The organism is Exiguobacterium sp. JMULE1 (genome assembly GCF_013337175.1).
GTDB lineage: Bacteria > Bacillota > Bacilli > Exiguobacteriales > Exiguobacteriaceae > Exiguobacterium_A > Exiguobacterium_A indicum.
The window spans coordinates 2,857,859-2,878,409 of record NZ_SGWC01000002.1; the positions used below are offsets into that span (position 1 = coordinate 2,857,859).

A 20,551-nucleotide genomic window follows, 5' to 3' on the forward strand; every position below is an offset into this window, starting at 1 on the left:
GGGATAAGATGAATATCGGAATCACAGGAGGTGCCGGCTTCATTGGCGCCGCCCTCGCCCTCCGGCTCCAGCAGCACCATACCGTCCATGTACTTGATGCTTTCACGGACTACTATGATGTTCAGTTAAAAGAAGAACGAGCAGCTGCATTAAGACGTGCCGGTGTTACCGTTACGATCGGTGACGTTCATCACGATCTCGACGCCTGGATGGAGACATCGTTCGACGCCGTCTTTCATCTCGCAGCTCTTCCAGGTGTTCCGCGTTCGCTCGAGGAACCGCATCACTATATTCGTGAGGACATCGATATGACGGTGACCTTGTTAGAAGCCGCAAAAAGACATGGCATGCCGCATGTCTTTTTCGCGTCTTCTTCTTCCGTTTACGGGGAACAGACTGGTCCGCTGAAAGAAGATCAGGCAACGGGACACGTCGCCAGTCCTTATGCGGCAGCCAAGTATAGTGCCGAAAGCTTTTGTCATGCTTATGCTCATTTATATGATGTAAACGTGACGCTGTTTCGCTTCTTTACGGTCTATGGTCCTTCGGGTCGTCCTGATATGGCGCTGTTTCGATTCATCGAACAGGCATTACGCGGAGAGGCACTCACCGTCTTCGGTGATCCGATCCGTGACTTCACGTATATCGATGACATCACCCGCGGAATGGAACAGGCGTTGCTGGCTCGTGCAGTAGGGACGTATAACCTCGGCGCGAATCAGCCGGTCTCCGTCCGCACTCTAGCTGAACGGATCGGTCAACGGTTTGATGTGCCCGTGCAAACTCAAACTGCACGACGTGGGGACGTGACGATGACATGGAGTGATACGACGGCTGCAAAAGAAGCCTTCGGTTACCAACCGTCAATCGAGATCGATGTTGGACTGGAGCAGGTGATCGCGTGGCATCAAAACCGCTGATTCGAACGTTTCTGTATCTGACGCTTACCGGGCTTGTCATCTTTTTACTGCTCCGTTTTTTCCTGGAGTTACCGGTCTCGTATCGGTACATTGAAGCTTTATTCAAGAGTCCCTGGACGATCCTTGCAACCTTGACGTATGCGATCGCCTTTTATTTACGCGCGGTCGCCTGGCGCCGCGCCGATGCCAAACGTGCACCGACTGCTGTATACCTGTCGAGCCTGTATCTCGGACTGACGATCAATCATCTCTCACCGGTCAAACTGGGAGAGATGATCCGACTCGTGACGGCGAGAGCCGTCGGAAGTCCATGGAAACAGACGAGCGCGATCTTCGTCTTACAACGAAGTATTGACTTGATCGTTCTGTGTACCTTCATTCTGATCGGTTGGTTGTTTCACCCAATCGTCTTGCTCGTCGCGCTCCTTGCGACCGCGTTATTGCTCGTGTTACGCCGACATGTCCCGCATCTCCCATCGCTCGTTCTGTTCGGAACGCTCGCTTGGGCAGTCGAGGCACTCGCCGTCTTCCTCCTCTTGCACGGAGCAGGTATCGATGTGTCCTTCCCGACGACATTGATTGCGATGAGTGCCGGTGTCCTGTCCGGTGTGATTCAGTTCACGCCGGGTGGTCTCGGTACGTATGAACTCGCGATGGGTACGGTGTTACGGCAAGCCGGTGTTGCCCATGCGTACGACGTTGCCTTGATGACGCACTTCTTTAAATATGCCTTTGCTTTTCTCATTCCGCTGTACGTTCTCATTCGGCATCCGGCTACGCTTCGGTTGTTGATTCGTCAGCTCAAATACACTGATTGGAAAGGAGGAAGACGATGAAAAGCGCTTCTCGCTTTGAAAAAGTCGCAGCACGCGCCTGGAACTTACTCAATGAAGGAAAACCCTTCACACCCATTTTTACGATCGGCGTCTTCTTGACGTACGCCTTATGGACGCAGATGCCACTCGCAGAAGCTGGTCTTGGTTTCATCGTGACGCTTCCTTTGTTCATCTTGCTTTGGCGTTATGATTTTCCGTTATTTTTACGAAATTACCTTTGGATCCCGGTCATCGTTTGGCTGTTCCTTCGGGGTACGAATGCAGATTACTTACCTTTGTTCGCCTATGGCGCAGGTCTTTATTTCTTCTTCACGATTTTTTTCTGGGGAACGATCTATTATCATCTCCGGATCGGAACGCGCTGGACAAACTTCACGCGTTTTTGGAAACTCGTTCTGAAGAATAGTGATTCGACAAGTGGTAACGCGCAGGAGCAACTGCCTAAGGTTGCTCTGTTGCTCATGTACTGGTGGACGGCAAATGACGCGTCGACACTCGACATGACGTTCATCTGGTTCCCAATTGGTCTATTCGTCTTTGCATGGATCCTGCATCACTACCTGTTCGACTGGAAACCGAAGTTGCCCGAGGCAATGACGGTAGATGCCAATCTTCCGACTTCAGAAAAAGTCTATGTCCTGATTGTCGACGGGATGCGTAAAGATCGCTACATGGCAGCAAACACGCCGTTCCTCGAACGATTGCGTCAGGAAGGAACGGAATATACGAATATGGAGACGGTTTACCCTGCCCGGACCGTCGTCTGCTTCAGTTCGATGTTCACCGGTGCTCGCCCGGAAGATCATGGCATTCATTCGAACATGGTCTGGAATACGACCGGCGTTAAAACGGATACCGTCTTCGATCGCCTCCGTGCCGTTGACAAGTCAGGAAAAATCCTTGGTATCGCACACCTTGTCGATGCGTTCGGTTCAACCGACGTGCGGACCGTCACAGCAGTCATGCATAACGATGTTGCAGATCGAAATATCGTAGAACGTGCCAAACAAATCGTCCATGAAGAGGATCCGGATCTGCTCGCGATTCAGTTGATCGGAACGGATCAAACGGGACACAGTCGAGGCACTCTCTATTCCGAGTATGTCGAAAAAATCGAGGAAGCGGATGCGCTCCTTTCCGAGTTTTGTGAGGAGCTCGATCGCCTTGGTAAACTCGAGGATGCGACACTCATCGTCATGGCGGATCACGGTCAAGCGGACGGAATCGGTGGACACGGTCACTTGGATGAAGGCGAACGGTTCGTTCCGTTCTGGATGTATGGTAAGAACGTTCATGCCGGTCTGAAAGTGGATACGCACCGCCATATCCTGTCACTCGGACCAACGATCACAAAAGTCCTAGGGGCAGACATCCCGCACGATAGCCGTGGTGTGCTATTGACAGAAGCGTTCAAGGAGGCGAAGTCTAAATGAAAATCATCGTCTTTTTACCGGCCTACAATGAGGAAGTGTCGCTCCCACTCGTCTTAAAACGGATCCCGGACATGATCGACGGTATTCCGGTCGAGACCCTCGTCATCGATGATGGTTCGACTGATGCGACGAGTACGATCGCGCGTCAACACGGCGCACATGTCTATCGGTTCGAACAAAATCAAGGACTCGGCGCTGCAGTCCGGGAAGGACTCCGGCAATCCTACGAACTTGACGCGGATGTTGCTGTCATGATCGATGCGGATAACGAATATCCGGCCGATCAAATCCCGGATATCGTGCGACCGATCTTACACAATCAGGCCGACTACGTATTCGGTTCTCGCTTTCTCGGTACCGTCGACGGGATGCGACTCTATCGCTATATCGGGAATCATGTCTTCACGTGGTTGCAATGCCTTTTATTGAAACGTAAAATCCATGATGGTCAAAGTGGAATGCGTGCTTTTTCACGCGCAGCGTGTCACCATGCTGAGATTATTCACGATTATAACTATGCCCAAGTCTTAACTCTCAATCTCGTCCGAAAAGGCTTCCGCCTGCACGAAGTCCCGATTCGTTATCGGGTCCGGGAAGCAGGAAAGTCTTTTATCCGTCTGAATTACGTCCAACGTGTCCTCCCCGCAATTTACCGGGAATGGCGACGACCGATCACACAGCTTAGCGTTGAAGAACGCATGGAACGAAAGGAGCATCTCGGATGAAACGCCTTCTTTTGCTACCGCTCCTCCTGCTCTCACTGTTCGTGAGCACTTCCACGGTTTCCGCTTATAGTTACGGAGACCCAGGAAAGGAAGCTTTTGCGGAAGCGTATAAACAATTTGAAGAACAACTCGATGCCAAGGATTACGCGCTTGCGAAAGAGACGCTTGCCGCCTATGATAAAGAATTCAAACTGTATTTCCCTGAAGCGAAAGCGAAGATCGACACGGCTCTCGAACAAGAAGATGCCGAGGCTGCCAAACAAGCGTATCGCGTCGCTCTCCGCCAAAATATCGAACGTCGCCTGCACTTTGCTGAAGAGCAGTTCGAGGACTTCGGTCAAGCGAAACTCTTACTCGCGAAAGCCCGCGGGACATACGATGTGCTCGCACCTTACGTCAAGGAAAGCAAGGATGCACAAACATCCGATGACGTGTATACTGCATTTGATGAATCCTTAAAAGCACTCGGAAATCCTGGTCTGTTTGGGGTCGGGAAAAAAGCGAGTGATGAAGAATCCTTCAAGAAGAACATTACGATGATCGAAGATACGTTGACGCCTCTTTTCGTCCTGCCGGGTGAAGAAAAAACAGGCGTCTTCACAGAAGAAGACTCCTTCCTCGGTCAAACGTTCGGAACGGACGCGATTTGGAAATTGATTGCGCTCGGACTCGTCATCGTCCTCATCGTCATCGTCGTCATTGGTCAATGGAAGAAGAAACGCCGCTCATAAGGAGGAAGACAGATGGATTTTCAAGCGTTTTTGATTACGCTTCGGGAGTGTCTCGAGGCTGTTCTCATCGTTGGGTTGATCTTAGGTTATCTCGATCGATTGAACGCTCCACAATATAAAAAGTGGGTCTACGCAGGTGTCGGGTTGGCACTTCTCGCTAGCCTTGGTGTCGCGTTCCTGTTCCAAGTCGTCTTTACGAGTTTTGCGAGCTTCGGAAGCGATACGTATCTCCGTCTCGGCATCATGATGGTCTCCGTCCTGCTCTTGACACACATGGTCCTCTGGATGGGAAAGGAAGCGAAAGAGAATCAAAAAGCCTCCCAAGCGAAGGTCGCCGCTGCCGTCTCGACGGGTAGTGCCATCACGATGATCATCCACTCCTTCCTCGTCATCGTTCGAGAAGGAATTGAGACCGTCTTCTTCTTCGCTGCCATCTCAGGTGGGGAAATCGAAAAAGTACTGACGAGTTACGGTGCGGTTTCCGGTCTGTTACTCGCCTTGATCTTCGGATACTTATTCGTTTCCGGTTCCATGAAGATTCCCGTCAAACGCTTCTTCCAAGTAACGGGCGTACTCATTCTATTCATCGCAGCCGGCATGCTCGTCCAAACGATTGGACGCTTCCAAGATCTTGGTTTGCTCGGTAGTCTCTTGATGAATGCTGACGGCACACCAGCTGCTGTATACAATATCGTCGGCTTCATGCCGGAGCACTATATCGATCAGGTGCAATACTTGCGTGATACAGGAAACTCGACATTGATCAGTGGACAGATCGGAACGTTCATGGCCGCGATGTTCGGATACAGCCATAACCCATCGCTCGAACAAGTCGTCGCTTGGTGGGGCTACTTCGCCTTTGCCGGTTGGATGTTGCTCCGTCAAAACAAACCATCGAAGTCATCAAAGTCCTTACAGGAGGTTTCTTGACCGTCCGAAGCGATCGTTCACGTCCGCGTGGACGATCGCTTTTTTGGATCACGCTTCTATTCATCGGTGGCTGGATTGGTTTACGGATCATTTACGTCAGTCCCTTCATCGCGAGCTACGATATTGCGAACTTTACGCTCGCTGTGACCGATTATGATTTGGCTGATTTACGTCCGCACTTTCCGGGTTATCCCTTTTTCATCTTATTTGCCAACCTGTTTCTGCCACTGATGATACCTGTCAAAGCGCTCGGACTCGTCTCCACACTAGGACTGGCAAGTGCGCTCTTGCCACTTTACTCGCTCTTTCGCCGTCATGCGTATGATACGACTCGGCTGATCGCTGCCTTTACCGTTCTCTCCACTGCCTCACTCGTGACGTTCGCTGCGACAGGGATGTCGGATGGGCTCGCCCTCGGACTACTCGTCTGGTACGGCTGGAGCATCGAACGCGCACGGCATCAGATTCGTCGCTGGCTCCCGTATCTTCTGTTTGGTTTACTGATGGCGACTCGACTGTCCTATGCGCCGTTTGGTTTCATGTTGCTTGTCCTGCTGTGGCAGGTACGAAAGGATTACTGGCAACTCTTATCCGAGTGCGCCCTTCTTGTTCTCGCACAACTGGCTTGGTTGCTACCGGTCGCTTTTTCTGTCGGTGGACCCTACTCGTTTCTTCAATTATCACTCCGCTTCGTCAGCGGTCATTTTTCCGATTGGGGTGGTTCTGTTCAGACCGATGATGCCTCCATCGTTCAACGATTTGCCCAGACGCTTCAGCAACTCTTCTGGCATGGGATCGGCTATGGCACGTGGATCGGACTAGTGTCTGGACTGCTACTATTCTTACGCAGACGTTGGACGGTCGATGTCGCTTGGGGAGCGACGGCTGGACTCTATTTCGTCTGGGTCTGGCTCGGACAAAATATCGATAAACCCCGTCACGTCTTACCGCTTGTCCTGTTGCTACTCATCTGGTTGATCCGTCAGCTTCCGTTGCGGATGTATCTGCCGTTTTTAGTCGTTCAGTTGACGATCGGTAGCCTCGCGTTGAACGAACAAGCAACGCGTCCTCCGGCGACGATCGAACTAGCGCGTTACGTAGCGACTCTTCCAATCGGCGCGACAGTCTTTACCGACGAGGAAGCTCGCCAATTCCAGTCCGAACGACCGGATGCCGCGATCGTTCCGATCGGGTCAATCAGTAAATGGAATGCAGAACCAAAATCCGACCAGAGTTACGTGACTGGTCGATTGCTCGAGCGCCTTCACGCTCAAGGCGTGCGACCAAAAGTCGAACTGGTCGTCCACTTCACGAGTGATACCCGATACGAACCAGAAGACGCGCAAGCGATGCTATATCAACTAACGCCACCTTGATGGCACGACTGCATGTATACGAAAAACCATGTTGATTCCCGAATGACGCAGTGGAAATCGACATGGTTTTTTCATTGCTGCGTATCGTAACGACGTTCCATATAATCAAAGGTACCGCCGCTGATTTCAATCGTCCGAATCGGTTCGAAGCCGAGACGGCGATACAATCGCTGTGCCCCTGCATTCGTTTGATCAGCGTTTAAGGTGAATGCTCGTAGTCCCCGTTTCTCGCCCTCTTCCGCCGCTGCTTGTAACAGTTCCGTACCAATTCCCTTTCCACCATGACGCGCATCAACCGATAAAGTATCCAGGTAATAGACCGGTCCTTCCGTCTCAACATCGATTTGGATATCTTGACCCGTCCAGCGCTTCAGTTGGTCTTTGATCGGTTCGTCGAGTCGTTTCGCATCCGTCCCTGCATAAGCAATGACGATACCCGCTACTTCATCCTCGATGATTTTTACGAGGATGTTTTCATGACTCAATCGGTTTCCTGTTTCAGCGACGAAGTACGCGAGTCGATCTAGAACCTCCTCCCGCTTTGTCGTTCCCGTCAGTGTCTCAGCGATCTCATGAATCGCTTGCTCAATCAACGGGGCAATCTGTTGTGCTTCAGAAGCATGTGCTTGTCGAATCATCTCATCCTTCTCCTTTCGTTTTTTCTAATCAATAAACCTGAAAAATCGGACTCGACGATGTCGAATCCGATACATGATTTTTTTAGACATTCATCCATTTCACTGCGTGACTTTTTGTACGACAGGTGCCGGTACGATGACAGGCTCCCGTGTCATGACAGCAACGACACGTCCAGCGATCGCTACAGCCAGTAACGTATATAACGTTAAGCTGAGCGGCAGATAGACGAGTGAGATGACTAACACGATGGCATCGAGTCCGAACAAGATCGTCCCGATCGATAGACCTGTCAGTTTGCTGAGTCCCATCGATAACAAATCGTCTCCACCTGTTGCCGCTCCACTTTTCAAAACAAGTCCGAGACCATATCCGGTCACGATGCCACTAGCGATTGCTGCGATGAGCGTCGCTGGCCAAGCCTGTTCTGGAAAGTGGAACAAATCGAGTCGGTGCCACATCTCATAAAAGATTGATAACGCACCTGCTGAAAGTAACGCTTCACTGACGAAACGTTTCCCTTTGAAGTACAAGGCACCAATGAAAAATGGAATATCGAGCACGATCATTGAAATCGAAGGATTGATATCAAAAAAGTATCGACCGAGCAACGATAATCCGATGAAGCCGCCTTCTGCTAATCCGAACTGTTCATTCAATGTGTAGTAACCGAACGCCATGATCAGCGTACCGGTTAAGATGGTTGCGATTCGTTTCATGTTTTATTGTCCTCTCCCGTTTACATCGTGGGAGAGGTTTTATACGTCCCGTTTGGGTATTCATCTATTTTCGCTCTCCCTGATTTTTATAAGCCATTACCGTCTTGTTCGTTTTGACCGGTACTGCTAAAAATCAGGTAAGCTGAATAGATGATTGGTCCTCTCGGTATCCATCGGTTTCCACCCCTTCATTAAAAATCTACATTTATTATAACCCGAATTTCAGTAACTAAAACAGTTTTACGCGTTCTTCACATAATCCAAACACTTTTGCTCACTCATTCACAATTTAGACAAGATTATGCTCAACATTGAACAAACTACTTGAAAACGACCTTGTGAAGGATTACACTAAGTATATCAAATGAATGTGATATTTATCACAAACAAAACACAAAGGAGACTTTACCCATGAAAGTAGCAGTCATCGGATGTACACACGCAGGAACAGCAGCAGTCAAAGAACTCGCTTCGCAACAAGACGTCGAGATTACCGTTTATGAGCGGAATGACAATGTATCGTTTCTCTCTTGTGGAATCGCGCTTCACGTCGGTGGTGTCGTCAAACATGCGGAATCACTTTTCTACTCATCACCAAGTGAACTCGCTGAACTCGGCGCTGAGATGCGTCTGAAACATGATGTGCTTGAAATCGATAGTGAACGCCAAACGATCGTTGCGAAAAACCTCATGACTGGTGAAGTCGTTTACGATACGTACGATAAACTCATCATGACGACAGGATCATGGCCAATCATTCCGATGCTTCCTGGCATCGAGTTGAATCAAATCGAGCTCTGTAAAAACTATCACCATGCTCAAACAATCATTGAAAAAGCGACAGAAGCACAACGGATCACAGTCGTTGGTGCAGGGTATATCGGTGCTGAACTCGTCGAAGCGTTTGAAGCATACGGAAAAGACGTCACGTTCATTGATAGTGCGGATCGCATTCTCAACAAATACCTCGACCGCTCATTCACTGACGTCATCGAACGTGAATTGACAGACCGTGGTATTCGTCTCGAACTCGGGCAAACCGTCCAAAGCTTCAAAGGGGAAAACGGCGCTGTGACACACGTCGTCACAGACAAAGGAACGTTCGAAACGGATCTCGTCATTCTCTGTGTCGGTTTCCGCCCAAGTACGGAACTCTTAAAAGGACAGGTCGACATGCTACCGAACGGTGCCATCATCGTTGACGATTATATGCGCACAAGCAACCCGAACATCTTTGCTGCTGGTGACAGCTGTGCCGTCTATTATAATCCAGCTCGGACACATGCCTATATTCCACTCGCAACGAATGCTGTCCGGATGGGAACATTGATCGGTAAAAACTTGCGCGCACCAAAAATTCGCTACCAAGGAACACAAGGCACATCAGGTCTTCGCTTATATGATTTGAATATCGCATCGACTGGTTTGACAGAAGAAGCGGCACCCTTGTTCGGACTTGAAGTGAGTAGCACAACAGTCACAGATGCGTATCGCCCAGAGTTCATGCCAACAGCAGAAGACGTCCAATTGAAGCTCGTCTTCGAGACAGCAACCCATCGTGTCGTCGGTGCACAAATCATCTCAAAAGTTGATTTGACACAAGCGATGAACACACTGTCTGTCGCGATTCAAAACGATATGACACTTGAAGAGCTCGCTTTCGTCGACTTCTTTTTCCAACCGCACTACAACAAACCGTGGAACTTGCTGAACCAAGCAGCTCTGCAAGCAATGAATGAGCGTCAATCCGCTCGTGTCTAAGCGCATTACACGATAAATCAAACAAGCAACGGATCACCGTTGCTTGTTTTAGACTGAAGACAAAGCGCAATTTTTCTCTAACGAGAAGGATTGCGCTTTTTTGTTCGTCTCGAATCGTTTTCCTGGGACAAGCATCGCGCCGCTTCGCTTCACTGCAGGGTCGCTCCTGCTTGTTTTTTCCTAGGAAGCGATTTCGAATGAAAACCCCAGTTATGTCGTCTTTTTCTCCGATTCAGTCTCAAATAGATGCTGCCAGTCCTGATACGGCATTGTGCCGTTCACCGTCTCCATGTCAAAGCGTAACGGTGCAATCAACTCGAGTGAATTTCCATCTGGATCCTCGAAGTAGATCGCCGCGTGCGCATGTGGATGGTTATCGAGAACGAGCGGTTGATCGGCTGCCGCTACACCAAAGGCGGATCGGACGATAATGCCCATCTCCTTTAACCAGTCCTGTGCTTTATCGATATTTTCTTGCTCCATTCGAAACGCCACATGTCGAATCGATGGATGATACGGTAACTCGGCTTGACCGGCTTTCCATAAACCTAACCAACTCTTGCCGTGCTCGATCCAAAAGAAAGCGACGCGTTCATTTTGGAACGCACATGCAAGTCCCAATTTTTCATAAAAGGCAATTGATCGTTCGAGTTCTTTGACCGGTAAATGAGCTTCATACAATCCAGTAATCATCTTCTTCACACTCCTCTTTTTCTAGTGTAAACCATCAATTTCCAAATTTACTACGATCAGAAACGTTTAATCCGACCTGTTGAGGGAACATACACCCTATACCAAAACCAACTTTCAGGAGGAATGTTTACATGGCTGCATCGAAAAATCCGTTAACCCAATACTTCAATGACGATTTCCCAAAACAATATCAGGACGCACCAGCAGTTCAAGCAAAAATGGAACCTGTTCCCGATTGTGGCGAAGAGAGTTATAAAGGCTCTGGCAAATTGATCGGCAAAAAAGCACTGATTACGGGTGGCGACTCCGGCATCGGCCGAGCAGCAGCCATTGCCTATGCTCGTGAAGGGGCTGACATCGTGCTCAACTACTTACCGGAAGAACAACAGGATGCGGAAGAAGTCAAAGCACTCGTTGAAGCAGCGGGACAAAAAGCATATCTCTTACCTGGTGATTTAAGTGATGAAGCGTTCTGTCAGCAACTCATTAAAGAAGCACACGAATCGCTCGGTGGACTCGACATTTTGGCACTTGTCGCAGGTAAACAACAAGCCGTCGAAGATATTCTCGACCTGTCAACGGAGCAATTACGTAAGACATACGAAATCAATGTCTTCTCCCTTTTCTGGGTCGTCAAAGCAGCCTTGCCACTCTTGAAAGAAGGGGCTTCGATCATTACGACGACATCCGTTCAAGGATACAACCCAAGCGCGAACCTCTTAGATTATGCATCGACGAAGTTTGCCATCAACGGGTTCACGCGTGGACTCGCTAAACAAGTCGCGCCAAAAGGAATCCGTGTCAACTCCGTCGCACCTGGTCCGATTTGGACACCGCTTCAAATCTCGGGTGGTCAGCCAAGCGAGAACATTCCAGAGTTCGGGCAGGAAACACCACTGAAACGAAGTGGTCAACCGGTCGAACTATCAGATGTCTATGTCTTCCTCGCTTCAGACGCTGCGAGCTATGTCACGGCGCAAATCTATGGTGTCACAGGCGGAATCGAATTAGCATAAGAATTGCATTTGAAGGGGGATGACTCAAAAGTCAGTCTCTACAAAGACCAGGGTGGCAGAATGATAATCTGCCACCCTTTTCTCGTAAAAAAAGAAGTGCTCGTTACACGCGACTCCTACAGGAAAAAGCGCATTTTTGCGCTGTCAGAGACAAACAAGACCCGCTTTCCTGCTGAAGAAAGCAGGAAAGCTGGCTTGTGTCTCTCCTGAGGAAAGGGCGTGAAAAGACGAGTCACTCTTTTTTGAGTCAGCCCCATTTACGTATATCTTAACGGGATATCAGTTGCATCACCGGGTACCATTTAGTCTAATGAAAGTAATAACGATGAAGGAGTGAATCAGATGACTGAAAAAGAAAAGATGATTCAAGGGGAACTCTACTTAGCACAAGATCCGGAACTCGTGGCTGACCGCATCCGAGCACAATCGCTCTGTTATGAGTTCAATCAATTGAGTGTTCATGATGGGACTAAACGGAAGGCACTTCTTCAACAATTATTCCAGACGGAGCAAGCCGACTTTTACATTGAACCGACCTTTAAATGTGACTATGGCTACAACATTACGTTAGGGGCTCGCTTTTATGCCAACTACGACTGTGTCTTGCTCGATATTTGTCCGATCACGATTGGTGACAACTGCATGCTTGCTCCAGGAGTACATATCTATACTGCGACCCATCCACTCGATCCTGTCGAGCGCAACAGCGGTTATGAATTCGGGAAACCGGTCGTCATCGGGAATAACGTCTGGATCGGTGGACGCGCGGTCATCAATCCCGGTGTGACGATCGGAGATAATGCTGTCATCGCCTCAGGTAGTGTCGTCGTCAAGGATGTACCGGCAAACAGCGTCGTCGGTGGAAATCCAGCCCGAGTCATCAAAACAATCTAATTCTCATCAAATTCTAATCTGTTCCTCAGCTTCCTTTCACATGGTCTGGTTATTCTATGTATAAGAACAACAGCCACTACTAAAGGAGGACATCATCATGACTGAAAAACGAACAGATAAAGGGAATAAACGTTTCAAAAAAGGAATCGCTACACTTGCCGTAACGGGTACAGTCTTAACAGGAGCCGGTGCGTTCCTACTCTTCACAGGTCCGGGACACTCTCTCGTCAACTCGACGGTCACCACTTCACAGCAGGCAGAGCAAAAAGTCGAAGCTGCTTCGCGCCAAGTCGAACAAAAGCTTCCTGCTTCGATGCGTGACGATCAAGAAATCGAAGGCACATTACAAAAACTATCGGATCGTTCAATGACGATCGACGTCAACGGTGACACTCAGACGTATGACTTTGCTTCGTCAGTCGAACGCGAAGCCGTGCAAGAAGGCGATTGGGTCAAAATCGATCTGAATGCGAATCAGCAAATCACGGAACTGGAGCGAGAAGATCAAGACGATCGGAATGACCGAGAGGACGATGGCAATCGCTCAGATGATTCATCAGACGATGCGAATGAACGGTACGGCATCCTTCGTGCCCTATCACAAAGTGAATTGACACTCGAACAAGATGGACAAGAGACGGTCTACGCGATTGCGGATCGTGCGGAACGCGACGATGCGAAATCTGGGGATATCGTGAAAATCGAATTGAATGCAGACGGTCAAGTCCGTGAAATCGACCGCGAAGATGACGACGAGAATCGTAATGCTACACGCGACGAAGACGGTGACGATGCACGGGAACAAGAAGTCCGCGGCACGCTCGCTAAAATAACGAATCAAGAAATCATCATCGAACAGAATGGTACGCAAAAATCGTACTCTCGTGCATCAAACATGGAACAAGATGATGACATCCGAGTCGGTGGTTCCGTTAAACTTGAGTTAAACGCGTCAGACGAAGTGAAAGAAATCGATGAATGATCATTAAAGGAGGATGTTTATGCCAACTACCATCTTAATCGTTGAGGACGATGCGAAAATCGCACGCCTCCTTGAACTCGAACTCCAATATGCCGGGTACGCGACACGTGTCGCCCCCAACGGAAAAGATGGTCTCGCTGCCGCTGAGCATTCGGTTGATCTCGTCTTACTCGACGTGATGATGCCGGAGCTGAGCGGCTTCGAGGTGTTGCGCAGGCTCCGTGGAAAAGGTATTCATATCCCCGTCATTATGCTAACAGCACGTGGGGAAGTTTACGATAAGGTCGCAGGACTCGATCTTGGTGCGAATGATTATGTGACGAAACCGTTCGAGATGGAGGAACTCCTTGCCCGGATCCGTGCGTTACTACGCACTCCGACTTCAACTAGTAACGCATCGCGCACGTTACAGTTCGCAGATCTTGTACTCGATCTTGATCGACATGAAGCATTTCGCGATGAATTGCGACTCGATTTGACACCACGGGAGTTCGAACTCCTGACGTATTTACTGGAAAACAAAGAACATGTCCTGACACGCGAACAAATCTTAAATCGCGTCTGGGGATACGATTACTTCGGCGAGACGAATATCGTCGACGTCTACATCCGTTACCTTCGAAAAAAAGTCGATGCTCACCCTCCTGCTTTGATCCAGACCGTTCGTGGGGTTGGTTATGTACTGAGGGAGGCGAACCCATGAAGCTTCGAACGAAACTTGCTTTATCCGTCACCGCCTTTACGACACTTTTATTGTTGCTTTCGTTCATCGTCGTGACCTTCGTCGTCCGCAATCATTTGATTGAATCGCGTTATACCCAACTGGAACAGGCGGAGGAATTGATGGAGGATGATTCATCGGTCCGGGCATTGTTGACGCTTCATGAGGATTCCGTCGTCTTATCGAACGAAGATGGACGATGGGTCATTTCAAATGATGAAGATGACGACGACTCGTCTACCGTTAACGGAGACGTACAAGCAAGTGACCTACCCGGTATCCCGCGTTCGAACGAACCTTTCAAATCTGGTGATTGGTTCGGTATCGTCTATCAGGATCAAGCCTATTTATTCGAAGATGAAAGCGTCGATGATACGGTCTCGACACTCGTCTTGACCTTCACCATCGTGTTGGTCGTTGGAATCGTCATCGCGTTCATCAGTAGCTTCTGGATTGCGTATCAGACGCTCCGCCCGCTCAGGCAACTGAATGATACGATGCAACGGATCTCGTCTTCTGGAACGCTTGAGACCGTGCAGACCGAACGTGATGATGAGATCGGTCGCCTCGGTCGCGTCTTCAATCAGATGATTGGGCGTGTCGATCAGACGATGGAACAACAACGGCAGTTCGTCGCCGATGTCTCGCATGAGATGAAGACACCGCTGACCGTCATCGAAGGGTATGCGCAATTATTGAAGCGATGGGGCAAAACGAAGCCGGACGTCCTCGATGAATCGATTGAAAATATCTTACAGGAGACGCATGCGATGCGGACGACCTTGATCGAGCCCATGCTCGAACTGTCTCGTCTCGGTTATGAAGAAACGTCTGTCGAAGAGATTGACTTAGCCGAGCTTGGGAGCGAACTCGCTGATCGGATGTATCACGCGACAGGGACGATCATCCCTGTTGATGCCTCTGGAACGATCCTGGCGAATCGCGAAGCGGTGCTACGCATCTTGACGATTTATATCGATAATGCCCTGAAATATGCCACTTCTCCTGAATTGCATCTGCGCAAGGAGCGACTCGCTGTTCTTGATCGAGGAACATCTCTAACGAACGAAGAACGTACCCGGTTATTTGACCGGTTTTACCGACTTGATGCAGCACGCGATCGTTCAGGAAGTGGACTCGGATTGTCGATTGCTGCAGCTCTAGCGACGACGCATCATTTTCAGGTCGGTAGTGAAGCCCGTCAACCAGATGGCAGTTGTTTCTATCTGATTCCCGAGCAGTCTAAATGAAACTTTTTCTACATTTGTGTCGTACACTTAAGGAAGAACGTCACATGATGAAAGAAGGAATTTCACGATGGCTAAAAAACGTTGGGGTGGACTTGCTGTTGCCGGCGCCTTTCTCTTAACGAAAGGAAAGGTCATCCTTGCCTTATTGAAATTTTCGAAGTTTGGAGGCACTCTGATTTCGTTCGGAGTTTCGCTTCTCTTTTACGCTCAAGTATTCGGTGTCTGGTTCGGGGTCGGATTGCTCTATCTCCTATTCATTCATGAGATGGGACATCTACTCGCTGCGAAACGACTCGGTTTTAAAACGGGTCCCGCGATTTTCGTACCGTTCATGGGAGCCGTCATCGGGATCAAAGATACGTTCCGGACACCAAAACAAGAAGCGATTCTTGCGTACGGTGGACCACTCGCGGGTCTCGTGTCCCTGATTCCGCTTGCGATTGGATACGCTGTGACCGGAAATGACTTTTGGCTCGTCATCTTCCATCTCGGGGCTCTATTGAATCTCTTCAACCTACTTCCCGTCAGTCCACTTGACGGCGGACGGATTCTTGCGGGACTTCCGATCATCGTTTGGGTTGCAGGTCTTGCTGCCTTGATTGCTTACGGCATCACGAACTTCAGCCTGATTCTGCTCTTGATTGCTTTCTTCGGCGGCAGTGCTGTCTGGAAACGGTATAAGTTCGCAAAACAATATGAGGCGAACCGATCGACCTTGATGTTATACCGTGCTGCACGCGAACGCGTCTTACGCGCAAAGGCGGAACAAGAACGTGCAAACGCGGAAGTCGCTCTTGCACCGGAAGTGGAGGAAGAACAAACGGTCGAAAGTACGTACGACCCGATCGCTTGGTCGCTTCGTCTCGATTTACAAGATTTGCGACAAGCGAGTCCGGAAGAGGCACGTCAGGAAGCGGACGATCTGTTACGGTATCAATATGATGCTGCGAACGACTACGATGCGTTGTTGCGACGAATCGATCAGCGGATCGAACCGCTCCGACTCGCTGAAGAGTCGGTCCAGTATCACCAGATGCCGAAAAAACAACAAACGATCACCTTACTCGCTTACTTGGCGCTCGGTGCCATTTTATTCATTGCTTTCGAGTACTCGAAAGGGTACTTGCCTACACCATCTTAAAACGAGTTCCATCGGATGCGCTTCATGGCGCATCCTTTTTTTATAAGACGAACACATTGACTAGAGTGATTTCTTGCATCTCTTCATAGAAGCGACTACTCTGAGTAAAACCCTACTTACCACTTGTCTAAAAAAGGAGGCTCTCCTTCCATGAATAAAAATACTGCCCGTTTGGGTGAAGCACCTATCAACCAGCTCTTACTTAGTCTCTCTTTACCGGCGATGGTCGGGATGCTCGTCACGGCACTCTATAATATCGTCGATACGATTTTCGTCGCTCAAGGCATCGGTACGGCTGCCGTTGCCGCTGTCGGAATCGCTTTCCCCGTCCAGCTCGTATTGATGGCGATCGCTAACTCAATCGGTATCGGGGGGGCTGCGATTGCGTCACAACGGCTTGGTCAAAAACAGACGGATGGTGCCAGTCGTGCTTATGCGAACGTCTTGATAGCAGTTTTCTTCATCAGTATGCTCGCCATCATCAGTGCTTTCATCTTCGTCGAACCGTTACTTCGTCTCTTTGGAGCGACAGATGAAATCATGCCGTATAGCATCGATTTCTTACGCGTCCTCTTGATCGGATCTCCGTTCTTCATGTTGACGATGGCGTCGAGTGCAATGCTCCGCGCAGAAGGACGCGCGAACTATCAGATGCGCGTCATGCTGACGACAGTTGCCATCAACATCGTCCTGACACCTCTGTTCATCTTTGGTCTTGATTGGGGCATCCAAGGTGCTGCACTCGGAACAGTCGTTGCGCAAATCGTCGGTGCTGCACTTGTTTTCCGATTCTTCTTTACGAAACGTCGGCAAACGGGGTTAACACTCAATCGGAATGCTTTCAAACCCGATTTCCGTTTAACGTTTCGGATGATGCAAATCGGATCATCGTCGTTCATCATGCAAGTCTCCCAATCGATTTTGTTCATCACCGTCAACCACATGCTCGTCCGGTACGGTGGTACGACGGAACTAGCGACGTTTGCGGTCATCAATAAGTTCATGGCGCTCGTCGGTATGCCAATCATGGGGATCGTGCAAGGGATGCAACCGATCGTCGGGTATAATTTCGGTTCTCGGCAATTTAGCCGGATGTCACTTGCCATCAAGTTGGCAATCCGTTACGGCTTATCGTTATCGATCAGCTTGTGGTTACTGATTCAATTGTTCCCTCGCTTCTGGGTCGGCTTGTTCACGGAAGAAGCAGCACTGCTGCAGGAAGGCTCGAGTGCGATGCGCATCTTATTCGCTTTATCGTTCGTCTATGGGATTCAAATGATTGTCAACGGGATGTATCAATCGCTCGCCAAAGCGAAAGTCGCTTTATTCTTATCCTTGTCACGCCAAACGTTATACACGATTCCACTCGTTTTGATCTTACCCCTGTTCTTCGGTGTCAATGGTGTCTGGTTCGCTTTCCCGATCGCTGATGCGATGGCTGTCTTGACGGCCCTTGTCTTCGCCTATAAAGATCGCGTTCTATTATTTAAACCGGAGGAGTACGTCGCAGAGGAACAAAAAGTCGCCACCGCGAAGTGACTGGAATGGATATCAGATCATCTGCCTTGCAGATGGTCTTTTTTAATGGACTTCTATAATACGAACATGTATTCTGTTACTAGTGAATGACAGAAAGGAGTCTGCTGCATGTATACATTAGCGATTGACTTTGAAACGGCAAATCGGAATAGCCGAAGCATTTGTGCGTTTGGTTGGTCCGTTCTCTCCAACGGTCGCGTCACGGAGAGTAAACAGGTCTTAATCAATCCAGAAGAGAACTTCGATGCTGGAAACATCCGGGTCCATGGAATTCGTCCGAGTGATGTCTTCGATGCACCGACGTTACCTGAAGCGATGGAAGCACAGGGCTTATACGATTTAATCGCAGGTGCTCAACTGGTCGTTGCCCACAATGCATCATTTGATATGGGGGCGCTCCAAAAAGCGATTCAAAAATACGATATGTACCAGATGCCCGCTTTCACCTACGGCTGCACGGTCAAATTATCCCGCAAACTGTATCCGTGGTTACCGAACCATCGATTGAATACGATGGCTGAATTCCTCAACGTCTCTTTCCAGCACCATGACGCGAAAGAGGATGCCTACGTCTGTGCCTTGCTCCTAAACGATATGTTGGAACGAACGAATCTACAGGATCCGGTCTCCTTGCATACGTTTTGTGGCGTTCGGATGGGACAGGTTGCCTATTAATAAACAAAAAAATTGTAGACAACAGGGCTGACTCCAAAAAATGACGCATCTTTTCACGCCCTTTCCTCAGGCGAGACACAAGCCAGTTTTCCCGCTCTATTCGAGCAGGAAACGGGTCTCGTTTGTCTCTGACAGCGCATAAATGCGCTTTTTCCTGTAGGAGTGGCGTGTAAACGCGTTATTCTTTTTTATCTAGAAGAAGGATCCGAGACGCGTTTTGTTCACTCGACATCGCTTCCTAGGGAAAAACAAGCAAGAGCGACCCTGCAGCGAAGCGAAGCGGCGCGATGCTTGTCCCAGGAAAACGATGCGAGACGAACAAAAAAGCGCAATCCTTCTCGTTAGAGAAAAATTGCACTTTACCTTCAGTCTCAAAGCACTCTAGACACGAGATCTAGAGTGTTTTTTGATGCTGTTCTATTATTTGCTTGTTTGTTTGATCGGGAACCAGCCTGGACGACTTGTGATGCCTGCCCATAATGCATCTGGAACGACGAGTTCTGCTTGTGCTTCTGGATCAAGTTCTGTCCGGATTGACGCAAGGTCACCCGCTTCGACTTTCTCAACCCACTTCGGTTCCATGATCAGTTCACGACCGAGAGCGATCATTGGAACGACAGCCAAACCTTGTTCGACTTCGTCCGCTGTGTGCAGCGATCCGACACCGATGACAGGTACTTGTTCGCCAACACGTTCTTGGACGAGCGTGATTGGTGATGTCGTTGCATTTTCGTCACGAATCGAACCTGCGAAGAAGTCCATCACGGAAACGTGCAAGTAATCGAGGTCTTTTTTCGCCAGCTCATCGACGAGGCGCATCGTATCATCGAGTGTGATTCCTGGATTTTCGATCTCTTCTGGAGAGAAACGGTATCCGACGATGAACGAAGGATCCTGTTTCGCGACAGCTTCGACTGCATCCACGACCGCTAATGGGAAGGCGAGACGTTTTTCTAAGCTACCGCCCCATTTGTCTTCGCGACGGTTTGAGTGTGGTGAGAAGAATTGTTGAATCAAGTACGTGTTCGCACCATGAATCTCAACACCGTCAAATCCAGCTTCCATCGCACGACGTGTCGCCTGACCGAATGCTTCAATGATTGCTTCAACTTCTTCCGCCTCTAGCGCACGAGGTGTCATTGCTCCTTCACGTACAGGTGCGACAGCACTTGCACTGACTGTTTGCCCACCGACGAGTTCTGGTGGTGCCATACGACCAGCGTGGAAAATTTGTAAGATCGCTTTTGCGCCTTTATCTTGAATCGTTTTTGCGAGTCGCTTCAGACTTGGAACGAGATCGTCACGATGCGCACCGAACTCATTCGGGAATCCTTGACCGTCTGCTGTGACATTCGCACATGCTGTAATGACCGCACTGACGCCGCCTGAACGTTCTGCATAGTACGCGAGTTCCGCATCCGATACTTCGCCGTTCTCTTGTGCTGCATAGTTCGTCATCGGTGCCATCAAGACGCGGTTTTTCAGCGTCACACCGTTTGGTAATGTAAATGGTTCAAACATTGCTTGAGTTGCCATGAGTGAAGTGCCTCCTCTAATTTCTTGAATTGAATAT

The 20,551-nt window shown here is 49.4% G+C and carries 20 protein-coding genes; 16 read left to right on the plus strand and 4 right to left on the minus strand.

Annotated features, from left to right (window positions below; all coding sequences use genetic code 11):
* Positions 1-8: 8 nt before the first annotated feature.
* Genes EXW93_RS15055 through EXW93_RS15085 form a run of 7 tightly spaced genes read left to right on the plus strand, consistent with a single transcriptional unit; the run spans position 9 to position 6,951 of the window.
* A complete protein-coding gene (locus tag EXW93_RS15055) occupies positions 9-920 on the plus strand; it encodes an NAD-dependent epimerase/dehydratase family protein (protein ID WP_035395647.1) in 912 nt (303 codons plus the stop codon).
* Positions 902-1,756 (plus strand): lysylphosphatidylglycerol synthase transmembrane domain-containing protein, encoded by an 855-nt coding sequence (locus EXW93_RS15060; RefSeq protein ID WP_023469647.1) that lies wholly within the window; start codon positions 902-904, stop codon positions 1,754-1,756. Before EXW93_RS15055 ends, EXW93_RS15060 begins: the two co-directional genes overlap by 19 nt.
* A complete protein-coding gene (locus EXW93_RS15065) occupies positions 1,753-3,189 on the plus strand; it encodes an alkaline phosphatase family protein (RefSeq protein ID WP_035395644.1) in 1,437 nt (478 codons plus the stop codon). The genes EXW93_RS15060 and EXW93_RS15065 overlap by 4 nt, the downstream gene beginning before the upstream one ends.
* Positions 3,186-3,914, plus strand: a complete 729-nt coding sequence (locus EXW93_RS15070) for a glycosyltransferase family 2 protein (RefSeq protein WP_023469649.1) — start codon at positions 3,186-3,188, stop codon at positions 3,912-3,914. Before EXW93_RS15065 ends, EXW93_RS15070 begins: the two co-directional genes overlap by 4 nt.
* Entirely contained in the window at positions 3,911-4,645 is a 735-nt protein-coding gene (locus EXW93_RS15075) for a hypothetical protein (RefSeq protein WP_235515952.1), read from the plus strand. The genes EXW93_RS15070 and EXW93_RS15075 overlap by 4 nt, the downstream gene beginning before the upstream one ends.
* A 12-nt stretch (positions 4,646-4,657) precedes the next feature.
* Positions 4,658-5,575 carry an FTR1 family iron permease gene (locus EXW93_RS15080; RefSeq protein WP_023469651.1) on the plus strand — a complete coding sequence of 306 codons (918 nt, stop codon included), beginning with the start codon at positions 4,658-4,660 and terminating at the stop codon, positions 5,573-5,575.
* A complete protein-coding gene (locus EXW93_RS15085; RefSeq protein WP_055969571.1) occupies positions 5,572-6,951 on the plus strand; it encodes a hypothetical protein in 1,380 nt (459 codons plus the stop codon). The genes EXW93_RS15080 and EXW93_RS15085 overlap by 4 nt, the downstream gene beginning before the upstream one ends.
* 71 nt (positions 6,952-7,022) lie before the next feature.
* Here EXW93_RS15085 and EXW93_RS15090 read toward each other — a convergent pair whose 3' ends face one another.
* Both EXW93_RS15090 and EXW93_RS15095 read right to left on the minus strand, forming a co-directional pair.
* Positions 7,023-7,589, minus strand: a complete 567-nt coding sequence (locus EXW93_RS15090; protein WP_023469653.1) for a GNAT family N-acetyltransferase — start codon at positions 7,587-7,589, stop codon at positions 7,023-7,025.
* A 99-nt stretch (positions 7,590-7,688) separates the two neighbouring features.
* Complete coding sequence (locus EXW93_RS15095; RefSeq protein WP_050678462.1) at positions 7,689-8,306, minus strand: YitT family protein; 618 nt, start codon at positions 8,304-8,306, stop codon at positions 7,689-7,691.
* Between the two features lie 411 nt (positions 8,307-8,717).
* Between EXW93_RS15095 and EXW93_RS15100 the strand changes: the two genes are divergently transcribed.
* Complete coding sequence (locus EXW93_RS15100) at positions 8,718-10,067, plus strand: FAD-dependent oxidoreductase (RefSeq protein ID WP_035395637.1); 1,350 nt, start codon at positions 8,718-8,720, stop codon at positions 10,065-10,067.
* Between the two features lie 210 nt (positions 10,068-10,277).
* Here the strand turns inward: EXW93_RS15100 and EXW93_RS15105 are convergent, their stop codons facing one another.
* Positions 10,278-10,760 (minus strand): VOC family protein, encoded by a 483-nt coding sequence (locus EXW93_RS15105; RefSeq protein WP_055969574.1) that lies wholly within the window; start codon positions 10,758-10,760, stop codon positions 10,278-10,280.
* Positions 10,761-10,891: 131 nt separating this feature from the next.
* Between EXW93_RS15105 and EXW93_RS15110 the strand changes: the two genes are divergently transcribed.
* The 8 genes from EXW93_RS15110 (at position 10,892) to EXW93_RS15145 (ending at position 18,978) form a co-directional block, all read left to right on the plus strand.
* Entirely contained in the window at positions 10,892-11,776 is an 885-nt protein-coding gene (locus tag EXW93_RS15110; RefSeq protein ID WP_055969577.1) for an SDR family oxidoreductase, read from the plus strand.
* A gap of 342 nt (positions 11,777-12,118) precedes the next feature.
* Positions 12,119-12,670 carry a maltose acetyltransferase domain-containing protein gene (locus EXW93_RS15115; RefSeq protein ID WP_035395634.1) on the plus strand — a complete coding sequence of 184 codons (552 nt, stop codon included), beginning with the start codon at positions 12,119-12,121 and terminating at the stop codon, positions 12,668-12,670.
* A 97-nt stretch (positions 12,671-12,767) separates the two neighbouring features.
* Positions 12,768-13,652, plus strand: coding sequence for a hypothetical protein (locus EXW93_RS15120; RefSeq protein WP_055969580.1), 885 nt, complete (start codon positions 12,768-12,770; stop codon positions 13,650-13,652).
* 19 nt (positions 13,653-13,671) lie between these two features.
* On the plus strand, positions 13,672-14,355 hold the full coding sequence (locus EXW93_RS15125) for a response regulator transcription factor (protein WP_035395630.1): 684 nt from the start codon (positions 13,672-13,674) through the stop codon (positions 14,353-14,355).
* A complete protein-coding gene (locus tag EXW93_RS15130) occupies positions 14,352-15,623 on the plus strand; it encodes a sensor histidine kinase (protein ID WP_035395628.1) in 1,272 nt (423 codons plus the stop codon). The genes EXW93_RS15125 and EXW93_RS15130 overlap by 4 nt, the downstream gene beginning before the upstream one ends.
* 67 nt (positions 15,624-15,690) lie before the next feature.
* Complete coding sequence (locus tag EXW93_RS15135; RefSeq protein ID WP_023469662.1) at positions 15,691-16,764, plus strand: site-2 protease family protein; 1,074 nt, start codon at positions 15,691-15,693, stop codon at positions 16,762-16,764.
* Positions 16,765-16,914: 150 nt separating this feature from the next.
* On the plus strand, positions 16,915-18,303 hold the full coding sequence (locus tag EXW93_RS15140) for an MATE family efflux transporter (protein WP_035395624.1): 1,389 nt from the start codon (positions 16,915-16,917) through the stop codon (positions 18,301-18,303).
* A gap of 108 nt (positions 18,304-18,411) precedes the next feature.
* The gene (locus EXW93_RS15145) at positions 18,412-18,978 is read left to right on the plus strand and encodes a 3'-5' exonuclease (protein ID WP_035395622.1); all 567 of its coding nucleotides are present in this window, start codon (positions 18,412-18,414) and stop codon (positions 18,976-18,978) included.
* A 420-nt stretch (positions 18,979-19,398) separates the two neighbouring features.
* Here EXW93_RS15145 and EXW93_RS15150 read toward each other — a convergent pair whose 3' ends face one another.
* Positions 19,399-20,514 carry an NADH-dependent flavin oxidoreductase gene (locus EXW93_RS15150; protein WP_023469665.1) on the minus strand — a complete coding sequence of 372 codons (1,116 nt, stop codon included), beginning with the start codon at positions 20,512-20,514 and terminating at the stop codon, positions 19,399-19,401.
* Positions 20,515-20,551 lie beyond the last annotated feature (37 nt).

Coding starts and splice junctions, on each gene's coding strand:
- EXW93_RS15055 (WP_035395647.1), top strand. CDS start 9: ATGAATATCGGAATCACAGGAGGTGCCGGCTTCATTGGCGCCGCCCTC.
- EXW93_RS15065 (WP_035395644.1), top strand. CDS start 1,753: ATGAAAAGCGCTTCTCGCTTTGAAAAAGTCGCAGCACGCGCCTGGAAC.
- EXW93_RS15070 (WP_023469649.1), top strand. CDS start 3,186: ATGAAAATCATCGTCTTTTTACCGGCCTACAATGAGGAAGTGTCGCTC.
- EXW93_RS15075 (WP_235515952.1), top strand. CDS start 3,911: ATGAAACGCCTTCTTTTGCTACCGCTCCTCCTGCTCTCACTGTTCGTG.
- EXW93_RS15080 (WP_023469651.1), top strand. CDS start 4,658: ATGGATTTTCAAGCGTTTTTGATTACGCTTCGGGAGTGTCTCGAGGCT.
- EXW93_RS15090 (WP_023469653.1), bottom strand. CDS start 7,589: ATGATTCGACAAGCACATGCTTCTGAAGCACAACAGATTGCCCCGTTG.
- EXW93_RS15095 (WP_050678462.1), bottom strand. CDS start 8,306: ATGAAACGAATCGCAACCATCTTAACCGGTACGCTGATCATGGCGTTC.
- EXW93_RS15100 (WP_035395637.1), top strand. CDS start 8,718: ATGAAAGTAGCAGTCATCGGATGTACACACGCAGGAACAGCAGCAGTC.
- EXW93_RS15105 (WP_055969574.1), bottom strand. CDS start 10,760: ATGATTACTGGATTGTATGAAGCTCATTTACCGGTCAAAGAACTCGAA.
- EXW93_RS15110 (WP_055969577.1), top strand. CDS start 10,892: ATGGCTGCATCGAAAAATCCGTTAACCCAATACTTCAATGACGATTTC.
- EXW93_RS15115 (WP_035395634.1), top strand. CDS start 12,119: ATGACTGAAAAAGAAAAGATGATTCAAGGGGAACTCTACTTAGCACAA.
- EXW93_RS15120 (WP_055969580.1), top strand. CDS start 12,768: ATGACTGAAAAACGAACAGATAAAGGGAATAAACGTTTCAAAAAAGGA.
- EXW93_RS15125 (WP_035395630.1), top strand. CDS start 13,672: ATGCCAACTACCATCTTAATCGTTGAGGACGATGCGAAAATCGCACGC.
- EXW93_RS15130 (WP_035395628.1), top strand. CDS start 14,352: ATGAAGCTTCGAACGAAACTTGCTTTATCCGTCACCGCCTTTACGACA.
- EXW93_RS15135 (WP_023469662.1), top strand. CDS start 15,691: ATGGCTAAAAAACGTTGGGGTGGACTTGCTGTTGCCGGCGCCTTTCTC.
- EXW93_RS15140 (WP_035395624.1), top strand. CDS start 16,915: ATGAATAAAAATACTGCCCGTTTGGGTGAAGCACCTATCAACCAGCTC.
- EXW93_RS15145 (WP_035395622.1), top strand. CDS start 18,412: ATGTATACATTAGCGATTGACTTTGAAACGGCAAATCGGAATAGCCGA.
- EXW93_RS15150 (WP_023469665.1), bottom strand. CDS start 20,514: ATGGCAACTCAAGCAATGTTTGAACCATTTACATTACCAAACGGTGTG.